We start from the raw sequence: 19,730 nt of genomic DNA on the forward strand, positions 1-19,730 counted from the left end.
AGCATACTTGGAACGTTTATTCTATAGGCGTGGAACGCCTGCGAACAAGTGCGGCCACGATTGGAGGGAACAATGAAGCGACGCTCATCGAGTGGCGGCCTCTCGCGCCGCACGGTCGTCAAAGGCGGCTTGCTGACCACGGCGGCTTTCTTCGGACCATGGCAACACACCCGGGTTCTGGCGCAGGGCGCCAAAAAGCCCATCAAAATCGGCCTCACCTGCGACGCCAGCGGCCAGTACGGCAACAGCGGCCAGGACGACCTGCGCGGCATGCGCATGGCGATCGACGAGTTCAACGCCAAAGGTGGCGTGCTCGGCCGCAAGGTCGAATGGATCACCGCCGATACCGAAACCAACCCGGCGACCGGCACCCGCGTCGCCGAGCGCTTCATCTCGCAGGATGGCTGCGGCTTCCTGATCGGCGCGGTGCATTCGGGCGTCGCCAACGCCATCACCCAGGTCGCCAACAAGTACGGCACCATCTATCTGAACAGCAATTCCTCGGCGCCGAGCGAGGCCGGCGAGAATTGCTCGCGTATCAAGTTCGTGTGGGACGGCAACGGCACCAACTTCTCCAAGGCGGCGGTACAGAACGCGGTGTCCGGCATCGGCAAGAACTGGCTGCTGCTCACCAACGACTATGTCTGGGGCCACACCACCTCGGCCGCGACCAAGACACAAGTCGAAGCGGCTGGCGGCAGGATCATCGACAATCTGCTGGTGCCGCAGAACACACGCGACTTCACGTCGTATCTGCTAAAAGTGCAGCAGGCCAAGCCCGACGTCGTCGCCATGGCGATCGGCGGCGACGACATGAAGGTGCTGCGCCAGCAGATCAGCTCGCTCAAGCTCGAGGAAAAGACGGCCTGGATCAACAACCAGCAGGACTGGCCGGATATCTGGGGCGCTGCCGACACTTTGTTCGGTGTGTTCGGTACCACCTGGTATCACAAGCTGGCGCTGCCGGGCGTCGACGACTTCGTGGCACGCTGGAAGAAAGCCAACCCGCAATCGCCAATCCCGGTACCGGGCAACGTCTCCTACAACGGCTACATGGCGACGCGCGAGCTTCTGCGGGCCATCGAGCGGGCGGGGTCGACCAATAATCACGCCGTCATCAAGCAGCTCGAGGGTCACAAGATGTCGGCCTCGGACCGCATGCAGCACTTCGATGCCTATATCGATCCGGTGACGCACCAGGTGCAGCAGACGATCTATCTGGCGCGGCGCAACCGCAAGCCGAAGGACGAGACCGATCTCTATGAGATCATCAGCTGGTCCAAGCCCGAAGCCACGCAGGACGACGCTGCAGCCCAGAAGTGCAAGCTGAAGGCGTTTCCGGAAGTGCCGACCTTCGAAATGTAGTTTCCGGGTGCACTCACAACCGGCGCTCCGGACAAACGGGTCTGGGGCGCCGGCTTTTCAATCCTGGACGAAAGACATTTGTATCGATGCTCGAACTCCTGCCGCACCTGTTGAACGGCATTGCGCTGGGCCTCTTGTTTTCGCTCGTGGCGCTGGGCTTCATGCTCATCCTTGGCCTGATGGAGCAGATCAACCTCGCGCACGGATCGCTGTTCGCGCTCGGCGCCTATTTCGCCTACGCGGTGTGCGCCGCGAAGCTGCCGCTGCCGAACGAAGCGATCGCCGCCTGGGCCGCGGTGCCGCTCGGCTGGCGCTTTGCCACCGCCATCGTAGTCGCGCCGATCCTGGTGGCGCCGTTCGGCCTGGTGCTGGAGCGGTTGATGCGCCGCACCTACGGTCGCGATCCGTTGTACGGATTGCTGCTTACCTTCGGCGTCGCCATGGTGCTGGAGGAAATGATCCGCGTCATCTGGGGCACGCGCGATTACATGCTGCCGGTGCCGAACGATATTGGCGGCGGTTTCATCATGCTCGATCTGATCTGGTCGACCTACCGCTTCTGGGCGGCCGCGATGGCGATTGTAGCGATGGCGGGCGTCTGGTTCATCGTCGAGCGCACGCGGTTCGGCGCCATGGTCAAGGCGGGCGCCCATGACAGCGAGATCGTCCAGGCCCTCGGCATCGATCTGACGCGGCTGCGCGTGTGGATTTTCGTGCTCGGCACCATGCTCGCGGCCTTCGCCGGCGTGGTCATGGCGCCACTCTGGGGTATCCGCCCGCATATGGGCGTCGATGCCGTGGTGCCGGCCTTCCTGATCATCGTGCTCGGCGGCGTCGGCAGCTTCTGGGGCGCCGTCATTGGCGGGTTGCTGGTCGGCATGGTGGTTGGCCTGTCGGCGGCCTACGCCTCCGAATGGTCGATGCTGTCGATGTATCTGCTGCTGATCGGCGTCGTGGCGTTCCGCGCCCGCGGCCTGTTCGGCAAGAAGAGCGTGCTGGAGGTCTGATGACGCAAATCGAACGCGGCGCTCCGGCCATTACGCTCGCCATGATCGGCACCTGGCTCGTCTTTGCCAGCGTACCGCTCTGGATCGAGAAGGTCGGACTCTATCAGTATCTCGGCGTCGAGATCCTGATCTTCGCCACCTACGCACTCGCCTATAACCTCGTCCTCGGCCATGCCGGCCTGCCGTCCTTCGGCCACGGCGCGTTCTTCGGCATCGGCGCCTATGCCTTCGGTCTTGCCCAGCACCATGTGTGGCCGAACCTGTGGTTCTGTCTTGCCGCCGCCGCAGCGGCCGCGGCAATTGCCGGACTCATCGTCGCGCTGTTCATCTCGCACCGGCGCGGCATCTATTACGCACTAATGACCATCGCTTTCGGTCAGGTGTTCTGGTTCGTCGCCATCAAGGCAACTTCGATCACCGGCGGCGAAGACGGGCTGCTCAAGATCGAGCGCCTGCCGGTGACAGCCGGCTTCGCCAGCTTCGACCTCAAGAGCAACGTCGCGCTGTTCTATTTCGTTCTGGTGGTCTTCGCCGCTGTAACGGTCTTCTTGTGGCGGCTCGTCCATTCGCCGTTCGGCCGCGTCGTCAAGGCGATCAAGCAGAACGAAATGCGCGCACGCTTCGTTGGCTACAATGTCTGGGCCTACAAAGCCGCGGTGCTGATCCTGTCGGCCTGTCTCTCCGGCATGGCTGGCGGCATGTTCGCCATGGCGCAGAACTCTGCATTTCCTGACGTCATGAGCCTGCACTATTCCGGCTACGTCGTGATGATGACGTTGGTCGGCGGCGGCTTGGTATCGTTCTGGGGGCCTGTGATCGGCGCGGCAGCCTTCTTCCTGGCGCGCGACGTTATCGGCGCGGTCACGACCGGCTGGATGCTGTGGTTCGGTCTCTGCTTTGTTATTCTGGTGCTATTCAAGCCCGAAGGCATCGCCGGCCTGTTCCAGGGGTACATGCGCAGCCGCGCGGCACCGAAGAATGCCCCGCCGCAGCCGGCACCGACGTCAGTGGCGAGGTGAGCCATGGCCATTTTCGAAGCCCGAGAACTGCATCTTCGATTCGGTGACCGCGTCGTGCTGGAAGACGTGTCGCTCGCCTTCGAGGAAGGCAAGCTGTCCGGCATCATGGGACCGAACGGCGCCGGCAAGACGACCTGCTTCAACGTCCTCACCGGCCGCTACAAGCCGGACCGTGGCCGCGTGCTCTGGCAGGGGCAGGACATCACCGGCCGCTCGCCGCAGGACATCGTGCGGCTCGGCGTGGCGCGCTCGTTCCAGCTTATGAATCTGTTCGACGAGTTCAGCGTGTTCGAGAACATCGCGGTGGCGCTGCCGGCGACCCGTTCGCGCAGCACCAACATGCTAACGTCAGCCTACGCCGACCCCGCCGTCACCGACGAGGTCTACGGAATCCTTGAACGCATCGGGCTTGCCGACCGCGCGCGGGACGACGCCAAGTCGTTGCCGTACGGCGCCAGGCGCGCGCTGGAGATCGGCGTCGCGCTGGCGTGCAGGCCCAAGCTGCTGTTCCTCGACGAGCCCACCGCCGGCCTCGGCGCCGACGGCCGCGCGCGACTGGCCGAACTTATCGCCCGCCTCAAGGGCCAACTCACCATCGTTGTGATCGAACACGACATGGAGTTCTTGTTCTCGCTGGCCGACGAGATTTCCGTGATCCACTGGGGCCAGGTGATCGCCCGCGGCACCCCTATGGCGCTGAAGCAGAACCCTTGGGTCGAGTCCTCCAATCTGGGACGGCTGAACTGATGCTCGAAGTCAGCAACATCACCGCCTTCTACGGCGAGACACAGGCGCTGTTCTCCGTGTCGCTGTCGCTGCGCGAGGGCGAGGTGCTGGCGCTGCTTGGTGCCAATGGCGCCGGCAAGACGACGGTCCTGCGCTCGATCCTCGGCCTGACGCGCGCACGGCAGGGTGATATCCGCTTTCGCGACAGGTCGATCGCGGCGCGACCGACCCATGAGATCGCCAGCGCCGGCATCGGCTGGGTGCCGGACGATCGCCGGCTTTGCCCGACATTAACGGTACGTCAGAATTTGATGCTCGGCGAAAAGCGAACTTCGTTTCGCGCCTGGTCACTTGACGAGGTGACCGAGATTTTCTCGCCACTGAAATATCTGATGGCGCGCGAAGCCGAGACCCTGTCCGGTGGCGAAATGCAGATGGTGGCGATCGGCCGCGCTCTGCTCGGCTCGCCGGGACTCGTGCTGTTCGACGAGCCGAGTCAGGGGCTCGCGCCGAAGATTGTCGACGACGTGCTCGGCGTTATCTGTCGCCTGAAAGACGCCGGCATCGCCAGCATTGTGGTTGAGCAGAATGCCGACATCGCGCTGTCGGTGGCCGATCACGTCGTCGTGCTGTCGCACGGCCAGGTCGCCTGGAAGGGTGAAGCCGAAGCCCTGCGCAGCGATCCGGCCTTGAAGCGTCAACTGCTCGGAGGCCTGCAATGAGCGCAGCGCCGCTGCTACGTCTCGACGATGTCGAGAAGGTCTATCATCGCGGCACGTTCGACCGCACACCGGCCTTCTCGCTGCGGGTCGATCTCGGCTTCGATCGTCCGGAGATCGTTGGTGTCATGGGACCGAACGGCGCCGGCAAGACCACCTTGTTTGAGATGATCGCAGGCTCGAATGCGCCAACAGGCGGGCGGATCATGGTCGCTGGCCAGGACATCCAGAATGTGCGCTATAGCCAGCGCGACCGGCTGGCGATCCACTATCACCAGTCCTATCAGGTGCGGAATTTCCGCAAGCGCAAACCGTCCTTCATGATGGAACGCGCGGCCGGTTCCTATCCCCTCGTCCATCTATTCGACGAGCCGCAGTTCAATACCCAGGACGGCTATATCGGCTTCATGCTGGATTTCTTCCGCAAACTGCGCAGCGACAACCGGTTGGTCTTCATCTGCCTGCATCCCACCGCGCCATTCCAGATCGACATCATGCGGGAAGTGTGCGAGCGTTTCCTGTTCGTCAACAAAGGCGGGGTGTCCGAGTATGCCACCTTGCCGGACATGACCCGGCAACCGGATGTGCGCCAGTATCTCGGCGCGCTGGCTCCCTGATCGCCCCACCTCCACCCCATATTGCATTGCAACGTGAGTAGCCCCATGAGCACGCCGCAGTATCTCTCCAAGCTCGACCATTACATCAATGGTGCCTGGGTGCAGCCGACCTCCGGCAAAAGCCAGGACGTCGTCAACCCCGCGACCAACCAGCCGATCGGCAAGCTCGGCCACGCATCGAAGGCCGACCTCGACGCCGCGGTGAAGGCCGCCGAAGCGGGCTTCAAGACCTGGCGCAAGATCTCGGCTTTCGAGCGCGCCAAGATCCTGCGCAAGGCCGCCGATCTGGTACGCGCCCGCGCCGAGCAGATCGCCACCGCGCTGACCTTCGAGCAAGGCAAAATTCTCGGCGAGGCAAAACTCGAGGTGATGGGCTCTGCCGACGTCATCGACTGGTTCGCCGACGAGGGCCGCCGCGCCTATGGCCGCATTATCCCGGCGCGCGCCGACGGCGTGCGCAACATGGTGATCATGGAGCCGGTCGGCCCGGTCGCCGGGTTCTCGCCGTGGAATTTCCCGGTGCTGCAAGCGACGCGCAAAATCAGCGCCGCGCTCGCCGCCGGCTGCTCGATCATCGTCAAGTGCCCGGAAGAAACACCCGGCTCGCCGATCGAATTCGTCAAATGCTTCGAGGAAGCCGGCGTGCCGGCCGGCGTCATCAACCTTCTGTACGGCGTGCCGGCGGAGATTTCCGAATACCTCATCGCGCACCCATCTATTCGCAAGATCTCGTTCACCGGTTCGGTGCCGGTCGGCAAACAGCTTGCCTCTCTCGCCGGCCTGCACATGAAACGCGCCACCATGGAGCTCGGCGGCCATGCGCCGGTGATGGTGTTCGACGACGCCGATACGGAGAGCGCGGCGAACCTGATGGCCTTCCTGAAATATCGCAACGCCGGTCAGGTTTGCGTGTCGCCGACCCGCTTCTTCGTGCAGGAGAAGGCCTACGACAAGTTCGTGTCGAAATTCATCGATCTCGCCAAGGCGGTGAAGGTCGGCGACGGCTTCGACCCGGCCAGCAAGATGGGCCCTCTCGCCAATCCGCGTCGCGTCAACGCGATGGAAAGCATCATCCTCGACGCCAAGGAAAAGGGTGCCAAAATTGAGACCGGCGGCAGCCGGATCGGCAATGCCGGCAATTTCTTTGAGCCGACCGTGCTCACAGGCGTGCCGCAGAGCGCACGCATCATGAGTGAGGAGCCGTTCGGTCCGGTCGCGGTGATGATGCCGTTCAAGGACACGGATGCCATGCTCGAGCAGGCCAACAGCCTGCCCTTCGGCCTCGCCAGCTATGCCTTCACCAAGGACGCTAAGACTGCCGCCAAACTGGCCGACTCGATCGAGGCTGGCATGCTGACGATCAACCACTTCGGCATCGCCCTGCCGGAGACGCCGTTCGGCGGCATCAAGGATTCCGGTTACGGTCACGAAGGCGGCATCGAAGGTTTGAGCGCTTACCTGCAGACCAAGTTCGTCAGCCATCTGGCTTGACGACGTCGCTGCACTGAAGTCGCCAGCCAAGCGTGGCGCGTCATTCCGCAGGAATGGCGCGCTCGGAGAGATTCGAACTCCCGACCCTCGGATTCGAAGTCCGATGCTCTATCCAGCTGAGCTACGAGCGCATGGGAAGCGTTTTAGCGCCTTCCAGCGATTTTGCCAGCGCCGTGTACAAAGGCCTACCTGAACGTGTCGTTGTAGCGCGCGATGCAGGTCTTCAGGACCTCCTCGCCTGGACGGGTCCACCAGTCCTGCGCCGAGAAAATCTCGATCTCGGTCGGGCCCTTGTAGCCGGCAGCCTCGATCAGCCCGCGGAACCGCGGCAGGTCGATGACACCGTCGCCCGGCATACCGCGGTCGAGCAGCAGGTCCCTGGTCGGCACCAGCCAATCGCAGATGTGGTAGCCCAAGATGCGTTTCTCGCGGCCGGCACGCGCGATCTGGGCCTCGATCTCCGGGTCCCACCAGACATGATAGACGTCGATGGCGACGCCAACGTCGTCGCCGAGTTGCCCCGCCATATCGAGCGCCTGCTTCAGCGTGTTCACGCAGGCGCGGTCGCCGGCATACATCGGATGCAGCGGCTCGATGGCGAGCGGAACGCCGACCGACCGCGCGTGCGGCAGGATCGCGGCAAGCCCATCCTGCACCATCTGCCGCGCCGCGACGAGATCACGTGAACCGGACGGCAGCCCGCCAACGACCAGCACGAGACACTCCGCGCCGAGCGCCGCCGCCTCGTCCAGCGCACGCTTGTTGTCGTCGATCGCCGCCTGACGTCCCGCCGCGTCAGCGGCCGGGAACATGCCGCCGCGGCAATAGCCGGAAACCTTGAGGCCGTTGTCCTTGATCGCCTTCCCCGCGGTATCGAGACCCACCGCCGCGACCTGATCGCGCCACGGATCGACATAGGAGATGCCGAGTTTCGCGCAGGCCGCCACCGCTTCCGGCAGGTTCCATTGCTGTCGCACGGTGGCGAGATTGATCGAGAGGCCTTCGGTTTTCATTCTGACGTTCCTTGAGATCAGGCGCCGGCCAGTGCCGCGCTCGGGTTCATCGCCGACCAGTCGGGCATGACGGCGCTCGCCAGACCGCTCGCCTGCGCAATCGTGCGCAGCGAAATATCGCCGCCCTTGATCGCCAATCGAACACGCCCATTGCCGGCGCGGGCGTAAAGATCGCCATGGGCAGCGAGAAAGGCGTCCTGCTCAGATTGCGGCGCGCCGGCCATGCCATCGACATAGTGATGACCGTTGCGCTCGACATGCGTGGCGCCGACCAGCGATGCCAGCACGAGGTCCTGCTGCACGGCGACGCCGCCTTGCGTGGTCAGATCTTCCGCGGACATGACGTAATGCCCGCCAGCGGCGCCATAGTGCGAGACGCGGGCGCTGTTGAGCAGCGCGCGATAGAAGCCCTTGCAGGACTTCGACGAGATGCCGGTATATCCGAGCGACTTCGCACGCGGAAAGATGTCGAAGTCGCTGTCGGATTCGTCGATCTCGACGGGGATGTCCTTCGCCAGCGGATGCACCGGTTTGCTCAGCGCCTCGGACCGCGCGATCGGCTGTTCTATCAACAGCAGCGATGCCTTGAGCCGCGTGAGCCGCTTGTCCTCGCCCATGCGCCGCCATAGCGCCAGCACGGCATCGACATTCTCATACTGCTCGTTGCCGTCGAGCGTTGCCTTGTAATCGCCGGCGTCGCGGTCGAGCACGGCGGCGATCTGCGCCAGACGTTCTATGTCCTCATCGACCTTGCCGCCGACCTTGAGCTTGAAATAGCGCTGGCCGTAGGCGGCGATCACCTCCTCGAGACTCTCCGGCAAGCCGTCGTCAAGACGCTTTCCTGCCGTTTCCGCGCGCGTAATCGCATCGACGAGGCCAACGGTGTGCCGCGCGGCGATGGTATCGGCAACTTTCCGCAATGACAGGAAGGCGGCGAGATCAAAACCTTCGAGATCGGGCGTCAGCGCCGCCGTGATGCCAAGGCGATTGTCACGCACCAGCGCCGCCGCCGATACGCCCTCTAGACGGCCCAACGCATCGATGATGGCGCGTTCGGTCAGCGCCTGACCGAAGGACGCAACCAGTCCGTTCAGGCCGGCCGCGGCGCATTCGGCACGATGGCCGGCATTGGCTTCGGCTGCAATACCGAAGGCGGTCTGTATACCAACCGCGATGGCATGGCGCTGTGCAATTGCCAGCGACCGGCGGAGCTGTTCGAAATTGTCCTCGTTAGTGAGGTTTGGCGACTTGTCGAACCATTTCGGCACCAGAAGCTCGGCCGAAATCCCCTCGCCTTCGCGGCCATCGGCCATGCGAATCCGCGCCCGCACGAAAAGCTGCGGCGCCTCGCGCAAGGTGACGACGCCGAACCGGAACGGCAGGCGCAAGGTCACCGGACGCTCATAGGCACGCATGTCGATCAGGCGCAGGCGCGGCGCGGTCATGGCAGGCCCTCCATCACGCCGCGCACATAGCCGATAGCGCGCGCGGCGCAGGTTGGTCCGTCAGGAATGTAGACGAAGGGCTCGACGCCGAAGTCGCCGGCATAGTTCTGCTCGCGCAGCGCGCCGAAGATCGGCGCAAATTCAAGCTCGCCCTCGCCCGGCCCGCGCCGGTTGGGATCGTTGAGATGCACATGCGCGATCATGCCGGTCGGCAGCCAGCGCCGGATCGTGTCCGGCACGGATAGCGGCTCGGTCGGCGCTGCCGACGAGCAGTCGATCATGGTGCGCAGCGCCTTATTGCCGATCGCCTTGACGATTGCGGCCGCTTCCTCGACCGTATTGATATGGTCGGTCTGTCGCCGCGATAACGGCTCGATGCAATAGATAACGTCGTTCTCGGCGGCCGCCTCGCCGGCCGCGGCGAAGCAGTCGATGGCGTGCTGACGGCCCTCGGCCTCGAAACCGGGCTCCAGCTTGCGCTGGTCGGGCGAGCCATGCACCAGCACCTTACCGCCGAGATCGGCGGCGAGCCCGCACAGATCGCGGATGACGCCGATGGTCTTTTCGCGCTGCGCCTTGTCGCGCGACGTGATCGACAGGCCGGCCGGCGCCCGCATCAGATAATGCAACCCGGTGACGACCATGCCGGCATCCGCGGCAGCGCGGCGCAATGCCGTCCGCTCGTTCGCCGTCAGCCTGTGCGGCTCGTCGCCCAGCGTGAAGGGCGAAACCTCCAGCCCGTCATAGCCAAGCTTGGCCGCCAGATCGCACTGCGCGGCAAAGGGCCGGTCGGCGATCACCTCGTTGCAGAGAGCGATCTTCATACACTCTTGTTCCAGCCCATCAGTCGCGTGGCCGCACGACGCACCTGCGGAATGGCGAACAGGATGATGAGCGCGGTTGTGATCCAAAGCGCGGCGCTGATCGGGCGGGTGAAGAACGGCGTGACGTCGCCGTCGGACAGGACCAGAGCGCGCCGCAGGTTCTTGTCGAGAAGATCGCCGAGGATGATGCCGAGCACCAGAGGCGCCATCGGATATTTCATCTCGCGCAGGATGAAGCCGACAATGCCGAAGAAGATCATCACATAGACGTCGAACAGCCGCTGCGTGATGGCGTAAGGTCCGATGACGCAGAGCACGAACACCACCGGCATCAGCCGCTCGCGCGGCACTTTCAGAATGGCGAGCAGCGGCCGCGTCAGCGCCAGGCCGAACACGCCCATCGCGACGGTGGCCAGCAGCACCATCCAGACGACCTGATAAACGAAGGCCGGCGCCTCGATCATGATGAGTGGGCCGGGACGGATACCGTGAATGAACATGGCGGCAAGCAGCACCGCCGCCGGCGCCGAACCGGGCACCGCGAGCGTCAGCGCCGGAATGAGCGCACCGGGGATTGCGGCATTGTTGCCCGTCTCGGCAGCGATCAGCCCCTCGCGCGAACCCTTGCCGAACAGTTCCTTCTCCTTGCTGGAGCGGCGCGCCGCTGCATAAGAAACCCAGGCGCCGATGTCCTCGCCGACGCCGGGAATGATGCCGATGATGGTTCCGATCAGACCCGAGCGGCCGATGGTGCGCCTGTAGCGCCAGAGATCGGCCAGGCCCGGCACGACGCGGTCGACCGTGCGCGTGGCCATTTCGGCGGCGCGCTCCTTCATCACGCTGAGGATTTCGGCGAGACCGAAGGCGCCGACCAGCGCCGGAATGAGCGCGATGCCGCCGGCAAGATCGGAATTGCCATAGCTGAAGCGCGGCTCGGCGTGGATGCCTTCTTGCCCGATCATGGCGACCAGCAGGCCGAGGAAGCCGATGATCCAGCCTTTTAGCGCATCCTCGAACGACGTCATCTGGCCCGCGATGACGATGCCAAAGATGGCGAGCCAGAAGAATTCGTAGGAGCCGAAGCTGAGCGCGAATTCGGCCAGCATCGGCGCGACCGCGGCAAGGAAGAGCACACCGATCAGCGTGCCCAGCACCGAGGCGCTGGTGGCAAGACCCATCGCCTCGCCGGCGAGACCCTTCTTTGCCAACGGGAAACCGTCGAGCGTCGTCGCGGCATTGGCCGGTGTGCCGGGAATGTTGAGCAGGATCGCCGAGCGCGAGCCGCCATAGATGGCGCCGACATAGACAGCGATCAGGACAAGGATCGCCTGCTCCGGCACCATACGGTAGGTGAGCGTGGTCAGCAGCGCGACCGCCATGGTCGCGGTCAGACCGGGCAGCGCGCCGATGATGATGCCGATCAAAGTCGCCCAGGCGACATTGAACAGCGTCGTGACATTCGCGAATACGGCGAAGGCGGCGCCGAAGGTGACAAGTCCGTCAATCATGGTTCTTCACCGTCGGCATCACGGTAGACGCACGAGGAACAGGGTTTCGAAGACGAAAGGCACAATGACCGCCGTCGCGATGGCGATGACGGCGGCGATCGCCAGCTTGATCGAACGGGCGCGGCTATCGTCGCTCGCGCGCCACTCGAAGGCGGCGATGAATGTAAAGACGAAGGTGCCGGTCGCGAGCCAGAACGGCGCATGGCCGACCAGCACGACGGCATAGACGAGGCACAATGCCAGACAGAGCACGAAGCGGAACCGCGCGGCGCGCGTTTCGACCGGGTCCGTATCGGGCGCGGCTTTCGCCGTCAGTGCGCCCGCGGCGACCGAGCGCAAAGCGAGAGCAGCGCCGAGAACGAGAATGATGAGGCCGAGCATGCCGGGAACGATGCCAGGCGCTGTCCACGGATCGATCGATCGCTCCTCGAGGCGCGGCATTCGATACGATTCGACCGCGGTTGCCGCGCCGAGCGCCGTAAGCACCAGCCCGGTGATAAGATCGGCTCTAGCGAGCGGTCTTTGCTGCATAAGTTAGGTCCGTCACAAACGCGAAAGAACCGCGGCCCGGCACGTTACCGGACCGCGGCCGTCAGATGGAGCGATCAGCGCGGCGGAATGCCGACGCTGGCCGGATCGACCTTGGCCTGCTTGCGCTCCCACAGGCCCCAGGCCGTTTCCTTCACGGCGGGCATGACCGCCGCCTTCGCGGCATCGCCCGAAACGACGGCGACGATGGCGCCGCGGGAGGTCGCGTAGGTCTTCAATGCATCCGACTTTGCGATCTTGTCGGCCCAGATCATGTCAAAGGTCTTCACCACCTCGGCCGGCACGCCTTTTGGAATGAAGATGCCGAAATAGTTGTCGGTCGCCGGGAACGTCGGGACGAACTTGGTGATCGCCGGGATTTCCGGGACGCCCTGGAGGTTCAGCGGCTTGGTCCCAACCACCGCCAGCGCGCGGATGCGCCCGGCGCGGATCATTTCCGCCTGCTCAACGGCGAGCTGCGTCGTCACCTGAGTCTCGCCGCCCGCAGTGGCGATGATGGCCGGGTTGCCGCCGTCATAGGTGACGTGCTTGGCCTCGACACCGGCGCCAGTCGAGAAGGCGCCAAGCGCGGCGCCGCCGGACGAGTTGATGCCGGCGGTGGCGACCGTCACGGTGCCCGGCTTGGCCTTCATCGCCTTGATGAGGTCGTCGAGCGTCTTGTACGGCGTGTTGGCGTTGACGCCGATCACCGATGAATTGATCACGGCGAGATAGAGGTGCCAGTCATCGAGCTTGGTGTTGAGCAGTCCGGTCACCGCATAGGTGCCGGCATCCTTGGCCGCACCGGACGCGATCATGTAGCCGTCCTTCGGTGCTTCCAGTACCGCCTTGGTGCCGATCGAGCCCGAAGCACCGGGCTGGTTGACGATGACGACCGACTGACCGATCGCGGTTTCGATTTCCTTGCCGAGCAGACGCACGACCTGGTCGGTCGAACCGCCGGCGCCCCACGGGACGACGATGGTAATCGGCTTGGTCGGTTTCCACGGATAGTTCTGCGCCGAGGCGGCGCCAGTGAGGCCGACGATCGCCGCGGCGGTGAGCATCAATGTACGTAACATTTGCAGTCCTCCCTTGTGTTGCCGTTTCAAAATCATGGCCGGCTTTTTGATTGCCGGCTCACACTTGCAGTCCAATTCAGGCCATGCCCTGCACCGCCAGGAATTTGCCCATACGCGATGCGGCGAGTTCGGGATCGTGCAGCACGCGCGCCTTGTCGGCGAGCTTGAACAATTCGGTGAAGTGGAGCACCGAGCGCGCGCTCTGCTGACCGCCGATCATCGAGAAGTGATCCTGCAAGCCATTGAGCCAGGCCAGGAACACGACACCGGTCTTGTAGAAACGGGTCGGCGCCTTGAAGATGTGGCGCGACAGCGGCACGGTCGGCTCCATGATGCCGTGGAAGCCCTGCAAGTCGTTGTTGGCGAGCTTCGCGAGCCCGGCCGAAGCGGCCGGCGCGATGGCGTCGAAGATGCCGAGCAGCGCGTCGGAATGGCCCTGCTCATCGCCAGCGATGAGCTCGGCGTAATTGAAGTCGTCGCCGGTATACATGCGCACTCCTTGCGGCAGCCGGCGACGCATCACGATCTCCTTCTCCTTGGACAGGAGCGAAATCTTCACGCCGTCGATCTTCGCGGCATTGTCGGTCATGATGGCGAGACAGGTTTCCATCGCCTGCATGTGATCGGTCGAGCCCCAGTAGCCTTCGAGCGCCGGGTCGAACATTTCGCCGAGCCAGTGAATGATCACCGGCTCCTTCACCTGGCGCAGGATGCGGCCATAGACCTTTTCGTAGTCGGCCGGCGATTTGGCGGCGCGGGCGAGCGCGCGCGACGCCATGAGGATGAGCCTGCCGCCCATGCCTTCGATGACCTCGATCTGCTCTTCGTAAGCGCGGATGATGTCGTCGAGCGTGACACGGTCATTGGCCTCGAGATGATCGGTGCCGCAGCCGCAGCCGATCCTGGCGCCGGGGCGGCTTTTGGCCGCTTCCAGCGCATGCTTGATGAGCTGCTTGGCGCCGTCCCAGTCGAGACCGCCGCCACGCTGGGCGGTGTCCATGGCTTCGGCGACGCCGAGACCGAGGTCCCAGAGATAATGGCGGAACGCGATGGTCTTGTCCCAATCGATAGCGACGTCGAGCCATGGATCATTATCGGCCAGCGGGTCCGCGACGACATGGGCGGCCGCATAGGCGACGCGATTGAAGCGCGCGGTGTCTTCCTTGGACGGAAACTTGATCGGCTCGCCGGTCGTGTACGGCGCGAAGGTCCGGTCGGCGGTAGGAAGCGAAATCGTCGCCATGTCTCTTTCCTTCTCGGTGTCATCGTCCGCGAAAGCGGACGGTCCAGCACTTGTCTTCGCAAAGTGCTGGATGCCCCGCCTTCGCGGGGCATGACAGCTTCAGTTAAATCTTCACGTCCGGCACGTCGAGCCAGCGGCGTTCCTTCCAGCTCTTCAAGCCCAGCTCAGCGAGCTGCACGCCCTTGATGCCTTCAATGAGACCGTGGTGCCACGGCGTATCGGCGCAGACGTGACGGATGAAATCTTCCCACTGGATCTTGAACCCATTCTCGTAAACGAGATTGTCCGGCACCTCTTCCCACTGGGCGAAGAAGTTCATGGTCTGCGGCACGTCGGGATTCCAGACCGGACGCGGCGTGTTGACGCGGTGCTGCGTGAAGCACTTGGTGAGTCCGGCGACGGCCGAGCCGTGTGTCCCGTCCACCTGGAAGGTTACGAGATCGTCGCGCCGCACGCGCACATCCCACGACGAGTTCATGTGCGCGACAACACCGCCAGCCAATTGGAACGTGGCATAGGCCGCATCGTCGGCATCGGCCTTGTAGGTCTTGCCGTTTTCATCGACGCGTTCCGGAATATGCGTCGCGCCCAGACAGCTCACCGCCTCGACATTGCCGAACAGGTTGTCGAGCACGTAGCGCCAGTGGCACAGCATATCGAGAATGATGCCGCCGCCTTCGGCGAGCTTGTAGTTCCAGCTCGGCCGCTGCGCCGGCTGGCCCCAGTCGCCTTCGAACACCCAGTAGCCGAATTCACCGCGCACCGAGAGGATGCGGCCGAAGAAGCCGCTATCGCGCAGCATCTTGACCTTGCGCAGGCCGGGCAGGAACAGCTTGTCCTGCACCACGCCGTTCTTGATGCCCTTGGCCTTGGCGGCCTTGGCGGCGGCCTTCGCCTTCTCCATCGTGTCGGCGATCGGCTTTTCGCAATAGACGTGCTTGCCGGCATCGATCGCCTGCATCAGCAGGTCGGCGCGCATCTGAGTGGTCGCGGCGTCGAAGAACACTTCGTCCTTCGGGTCCTTCAGCGCGGCGGAAAGGTCGGTGGTGTAGCGTTCGATGCCGTACTGCTTGGCGAGCGCGGCGATCTTCTCGGCGTTGCGGCCGATCAGGATCGGGTCCGGCATGACACGATCGCCATTGGGCAGCACAACACCACCCTGCTGCCGGATGGCCACGATCGAGCGCACCAGGTGCTGATTGAGCCCCATGCGTCCCGTGACGCCGTTCATAACGATGCCGAGCCTGCGGGTCGCCACGCGCATTTCCTCCGAAATGTTTTTGCCGGCATCCGATGGCGCCGGCCCTTAAGTAACCAGACGGTTACTATCGGGCCGAAACCGGTCCCTCGTCAAGAGGCTCGGAATATCATTTCTTTTCGGGAGGCTTCAGGTAGGCGAGGACGACCTCGACGATGTGCTCGCCGCGCCTGTCCAAACGCTTGGGCGCACTCAGGTCTTCGCCGAAGATCACCGACAGGGTGTACCGGTTCTGCATGTAGAAAAAGCCGAGACCGGCGATGGTGATGTAAAGCTCCGCCGGATCGACGCCCTTGCGGAACAGACCCTGCTTCACCCCGCGCTGCAGCAGCTCCTCGATCATGCCGGTCAGCGGCCGGTGTAACGGCCGGATGCTTTGCGACTGCTTCAGATTTTCCGCCCGATTCATGTTCTCCGTGGCGAGCAGGCTCAAGAACTCCGGGTGATCGATGAAATACTGCCAAGTGAACAGCACCAGCTTGCGCATGCCAGCGACCGGATCGAGCTCCGTCAGGTTCAGCCCGATTTCGGCGGCGCGGATCGCCGAATAGGTTTCCTCGAGAACGGCGAGGTAGAGCCCCTGCTTGTCGCCGAAGTAATGGTACAGCATGCGCTTGTTGATGCCGGCGCGCTCCGCGATGGCATCGACCCGGGCGCCGGTGAGCCCTTTGGCTGTTATCTCTTCGGTGGCGGCACGCAGGATCGCCGCACGCGTGCGCTCGGGATCGCGCGTTGTCGCGTTCGTGCGCAGGCTAGCCCGGCTTTTCGGCGTTGAGCCTTCCATCGTCCCCTCGGTCGCCGGCACGGCTTCCCTATCTAGCGTAACGCCGGGGGAAGTCCTAGCGCGGCCTAAAACGCGGGAAAATGCCAGCGCCAGCCCAAAAGTGCCGCCAGCGGCGCGGGGAGCGGCAACATCTCGGCCAGCCCGTCGACACTGACCGACAGGGCAACCGCGCCGAGCAACGAAATCACCGTGCCGGCGATGATCCGGCCGCCGAAGACCTCGTGGTGCGGATTGAGGATGGCGCCGAAATAGATGCGGAAGATCATCGACAGGCGCTGGATCGGCGACACGACCGAGACGGGCGCGACGGCAAGCGCCATGTAGCGGGTCATCTGCGAGATCGCGACCGCGATGCCGGAGATGATGAACCATCGGGCCGTTGCGGGATCGACGGAGCGGAAGCTCCTCCACTGGCCGGGCAGCAGCAGCGGCAACGCGATGGCGACCGTTGCCGCCAGATAGGAGATGAAGCCCCCGGCAATGCCGGCGGCGAGGCCCTTGTTGACGAAGGCCATGCCGATCAGGATCGGGCTGATGCCGAAGCCGATCGCCGACAGCAGAGCGAAAAGATAGCCTTCGCCATAGGCCGGTTCGAACGCTGCGGGCGCGGCGGCCGGCTTCTTGTCGGGCCCCAGAGTCACCGCCGGCCCGGCCACGACGCAGATGATGCCGAGGATGCGCAGCACCGTCAGCGCCTCGCCGAGCCAGACGATCGCCAGCACCAGCGTAATGATGAGACTGTATTGCTGGATCGGCGCCACCAGATTGGCGCCCATGGCCTTGGTCGCCCGATAATTGCAGTAGCGCGCCAGCGCGAAATGGATGACGCCGGCGACGACCAGCAGCAGCACGGCGCGGGTATCGAATTCGGCCAAGGCCGCAAAGCCACCGGTCGGCCACATTGCCAGCAGGAAAAACGGCAGCCCGATCGGCAGACTGATGGCCACGGCCTGCAACACGGTGCCGGTGAGGACCCCGCGCCGCACCGTAGCGTTGGCATAGGCGAAGGTGACTGCGGAAAGAAGTGCGAGAAGGCCGCCTATCATGGGGCGATCTCTTTACCTCTCCCATAGGGAGAGGTCGACGCACGAAGTGCGTCGGGTGAGGGGTTACGACCTATGGAATTCACTTGCCCCCTCACCCCAACCCTCTCCCCAGAGGTGAGAGGGAGCGCGCCTGCGAATGGTGCATACTACGAACAACACCGGCAGTTCATGGCAAACACCATCCGCTCCTCTTCCGTCAGCTTCTCCGGAATTTCGTTGCGCTGCGGCTGCTCGAACACCATCTGGCTGGGGAACACCGGCGTCGGCGCGATTGGCTCATCGACCGGAAGGCCGGCTTTCTTCATTTCCGCCCGACGCTTTGCTGTGGCGCCCGGATCAATCGCGCCATCGGCCTTGAACACGGCGCCATAGCTCTTCTCCGCTTCCTCGCGGGTGACATAACCGCACCGCACGTCGTGACCGAGACTGTCGAGATCGCGCTCCAGCGGCGAACCGTAACCGCCGCCGCCGCCCGAGCGAAGAATGTAGGCGTCGCCGGGCTTGATCACCTGATTGATCGCCTTCCCGTTCGGGAACAGCGTCTCTTCAGTTGCGCCACCGCGGCTCACCGCCACCGAATTGCCGAAGCCGGACAGGCCACCGAACAGGCCCCACGGCTTGCAGACCACCCGGTCCATCTGGGAGGAGAAGTTGATTTGGTTGATGGCCTGCATCACCTGTTCGGTACCGAGCCCGCCGCGATATTTGCCTGCGCCGCCGGAATCCGGCCGCAGGCAATAGCGCTCCACAAGCAGCGGATATTTGGCTTCGACCTGTTCGGACGGACCGTTATGCGTATCGCCGTCGTTCATGGCGATGGTCGCGTTCATGCCATCGCTGTTGTGCTTGGCGCCCCAGCCGCCGCCGATGAGACCGCCGAGATAGATGTAGAACGAATTGTCCTTGGCCTTGCGGCCATTGACGCGGCCGACAACGAGATCGGCATGATGACCAGCCGCAACCTGATCGGGCATCGCCGGCGCGACCGCCTTGAAGATCGTGTCGACCACCGTCATCGGATAGGTCATCCACATGCGCATCGCGGCCGGCTTCACCGCCGACACGACGCTGCCGGGCGGCAGGATAATGTCGAGCGCGCGGAACTGGCCTTCGTTGATCGGCATATCCAGCGGCGACGTCAGACACTTGAACGCCACCTGGCAGCAGGACATGCCCGCCGTCGCGCCGGAGTTGTAGAAGCCGCCGACCTGCTTCGAGACTTCCGACAGATCGACCGACATGCGGTCGCCCTTGATCTCGACCTTGACGCGGATCGGCACGCGCACGCCGACCGATACGCCGTCATCGTCCATGAACGACTCGGCCTCGTAGACGCCGTCCGGCATCGCCGCGACGCGCTCGCGCGCAAGGCGTTCGCTCTGATCCATGATGGCGTCGATGGCGCCGAGCACGTCGTCGCGGCCGTATTTGCGCAGCATTTCGAGGAAGCGCTTCTCACCGGTCTTCACCGCGGCGACCTGGGCGCGGAAATCGCCCATAGCGCGGTCGGCCAGACGCACATTGGTCTTGATGATCGAGACAAGCTCGTCGCTGATCACACCCTTGCGGTAGATCTTGACGATCGGCATCTGCAGACCTTCGGAATAGATATCCGTGGTCGAGCCCGACAGAGTGCCGCCGACATCAGGCCAGTGCGCCATACAGCAGGAGAAACCGACCAGATCGCCGTCGTGGAAGATCGGCACCGTGAAGGTCATGTGGTTGAGATGCGAGCCGGTGATATAGGCATCGTTGGTCAGCAGGATGTCGCCCGGCTCGATATCGCCCTTGAAATGCGCGATCTTGGCCTTGACCGTCTCGCTCATGCCGCGAATGAACATCGGCAGGCCGAGGCCGATCGACACCGTATTGCCCTCGGCGTCGAACAGGCCGACCGTGAAGTCGAGCGCCTCGTAGATGATCATGTTGTAGGCGGTGCGCATCAGGTTGGTCTTCATCTCCTCCGTGGTGGCGATGAGACCGTTGCGCACGATTTCGGTAACGACCGGGTCGACGGTGGTGCGGGCCGCGCCCTTCTTGGTGATGGCGTCCATG

The 19,730-nt window shown here is 63.9% G+C and carries 18 protein-coding genes and 1 tRNA gene; 7 read left to right on the plus strand and 12 right to left on the minus strand.

Features of this window, described 5'->3' with window-relative positions; genetic code table 11:
* Positions 1-72 precede the first annotated feature (72 nt).
* The 7 genes from E8Q40_RS19430 to E8Q40_RS19460 all read left to right on the plus strand — a co-directional run bounded on the left by E8Q40_RS19430 (position 73) and on the right by E8Q40_RS19460 (position 6,944).
* Positions 73-1,365 (plus strand): ABC transporter substrate-binding protein, encoded by a 1,293-nt coding sequence (locus tag E8Q40_RS19430; RefSeq protein ID WP_137046086.1) that lies wholly within the window; start codon positions 73-75, stop codon positions 1,363-1,365.
* 86 nt (positions 1,366-1,451) lie between these two features.
* Positions 1,452-2,372 (plus strand): branched-chain amino acid ABC transporter permease, encoded by a 921-nt coding sequence (locus E8Q40_RS19435; RefSeq protein WP_137046087.1) that lies wholly within the window; start codon positions 1,452-1,454, stop codon positions 2,370-2,372.
* Entirely contained in the window at positions 2,372-3,391 is a 1,020-nt protein-coding gene (locus E8Q40_RS19440) for a branched-chain amino acid ABC transporter permease (RefSeq protein WP_205995601.1), read from the plus strand. The genes E8Q40_RS19435 and E8Q40_RS19440 overlap by 1 nt, the downstream gene beginning before the upstream one ends.
* 3 nt (positions 3,392-3,394) lie before the next feature.
* The gene (locus E8Q40_RS19445; RefSeq protein WP_137046088.1) at positions 3,395-4,138 is read left to right on the plus strand and encodes an ABC transporter ATP-binding protein; all 744 of its coding nucleotides are present in this window, start codon (positions 3,395-3,397) and stop codon (positions 4,136-4,138) included.
* A complete protein-coding gene (locus E8Q40_RS19450; RefSeq protein ID WP_246662929.1) occupies positions 4,138-4,839 on the plus strand; it encodes an ABC transporter ATP-binding protein in 702 nt (233 codons plus the stop codon). The genes E8Q40_RS19445 and E8Q40_RS19450 overlap by 1 nt, the downstream gene beginning before the upstream one ends.
* Positions 4,836-5,453 carry an ATP-binding cassette domain-containing protein gene (locus tag E8Q40_RS19455; RefSeq protein WP_137046089.1) on the plus strand — a complete coding sequence of 206 codons (618 nt, stop codon included), beginning with the start codon at positions 4,836-4,838 and terminating at the stop codon, positions 5,451-5,453. The genes E8Q40_RS19450 and E8Q40_RS19455 overlap by 4 nt, the downstream gene beginning before the upstream one ends.
* A gap of 45 nt (positions 5,454-5,498) precedes the next feature.
* Complete coding sequence (locus tag E8Q40_RS19460; RefSeq protein ID WP_137046090.1) at positions 5,499-6,944, plus strand: NAD-dependent succinate-semialdehyde dehydrogenase; 1,446 nt, start codon at positions 5,499-5,501, stop codon at positions 6,942-6,944.
* A 54-nt stretch (positions 6,945-6,998) separates the two neighbouring features.
* Here the strand turns inward: E8Q40_RS19460 and E8Q40_RS19465 are convergent.
* The 12 genes from E8Q40_RS19465 to E8Q40_RS19520 all read right to left on the minus strand — a co-directional run bounded on the left by E8Q40_RS19465 (position 6,999) and on the right by E8Q40_RS19520 (position 19,729).
* Positions 6,999-7,075, minus strand: a tRNA-Arg gene (locus E8Q40_RS19465).
* 54 nt (positions 7,076-7,129) lie between these two features.
* Positions 7,130-7,957: a sugar phosphate isomerase/epimerase gene (locus E8Q40_RS19470; RefSeq protein WP_137046091.1), complete on the minus strand. Its 828-nt coding sequence runs from the start codon at positions 7,955-7,957 to the stop codon at positions 7,130-7,132.
* 17 nt (positions 7,958-7,974) lie between these two features.
* Positions 7,975-9,402 carry an enolase C-terminal domain-like protein gene (locus E8Q40_RS19475; protein ID WP_137046092.1) on the minus strand — a complete coding sequence of 476 codons (1,428 nt, stop codon included), beginning with the start codon at positions 9,400-9,402 and terminating at the stop codon, positions 7,975-7,977.
* A complete protein-coding gene (locus tag E8Q40_RS19480) occupies positions 9,399-10,226 on the minus strand; it encodes a sugar phosphate isomerase/epimerase (protein WP_137046093.1) in 828 nt (275 codons plus the stop codon). The genes E8Q40_RS19475 and E8Q40_RS19480 overlap by 4 nt, the downstream gene beginning before the upstream one ends.
* Positions 10,223-11,734: a tripartite tricarboxylate transporter permease gene (locus tag E8Q40_RS19485; RefSeq protein ID WP_137046094.1), complete on the minus strand. Its 1,512-nt coding sequence runs from the start codon at positions 11,732-11,734 to the stop codon at positions 10,223-10,225. Before E8Q40_RS19485 ends, E8Q40_RS19480 begins: the two co-directional genes overlap by 4 nt.
* Before the next feature lie 18 nt (positions 11,735-11,752).
* Positions 11,753-12,265: a tripartite tricarboxylate transporter TctB family protein gene (locus tag E8Q40_RS19490; RefSeq protein WP_137046095.1), complete on the minus strand. Its 513-nt coding sequence runs from the start codon at positions 12,263-12,265 to the stop codon at positions 11,753-11,755.
* Between the two features lie 74 nt (positions 12,266-12,339).
* On the minus strand, positions 12,340-13,344 hold the full coding sequence (locus E8Q40_RS19495) for a tripartite tricarboxylate transporter substrate binding protein (protein ID WP_137046096.1): 1,005 nt from the start codon (positions 13,342-13,344) through the stop codon (positions 12,340-12,342).
* A gap of 76 nt (positions 13,345-13,420) precedes the next feature.
* The gene (locus E8Q40_RS19500) at positions 13,421-14,587 is read right to left on the minus strand and encodes a dihydrodipicolinate synthase family protein (protein WP_137046097.1); all 1,167 of its coding nucleotides are present in this window, start codon (positions 14,585-14,587) and stop codon (positions 13,421-13,423) included.
* Between the two features lie 103 nt (positions 14,588-14,690).
* The gene (locus E8Q40_RS19505) at positions 14,691-15,851 is read right to left on the minus strand and encodes a Gfo/Idh/MocA family protein (protein WP_246662930.1); all 1,161 of its coding nucleotides are present in this window, start codon (positions 15,849-15,851) and stop codon (positions 14,691-14,693) included.
* A gap of 103 nt (positions 15,852-15,954) precedes the next feature.
* On the minus strand, positions 15,955-16,629 hold the full coding sequence (locus E8Q40_RS19510; RefSeq protein WP_137046836.1) for a TetR/AcrR family transcriptional regulator: 675 nt from the start codon (positions 16,627-16,629) through the stop codon (positions 15,955-15,957).
* A gap of 65 nt (positions 16,630-16,694) precedes the next feature.
* Positions 16,695-17,675: an EamA family transporter gene (locus tag E8Q40_RS19515; RefSeq protein ID WP_137046098.1), complete on the minus strand. Its 981-nt coding sequence runs from the start codon at positions 17,673-17,675 to the stop codon at positions 16,695-16,697.
* 146 nt (positions 17,676-17,821) lie between these two features.
* The gene (locus E8Q40_RS19520) at positions 17,822-19,729 is read right to left on the minus strand and encodes a hydantoinase B/oxoprolinase family protein (protein WP_137046099.1); all 1,908 of its coding nucleotides are present in this window, start codon (positions 19,727-19,729) and stop codon (positions 17,822-17,824) included.
* Position 19,730 lies beyond the last annotated feature (1 nt).

This window comes from Pseudolabrys sp. FHR47, assembly GCF_005153485.1.
Lineage (GTDB): Bacteria > Pseudomonadota > Alphaproteobacteria > Rhizobiales > Xanthobacteraceae > Pseudolabrys.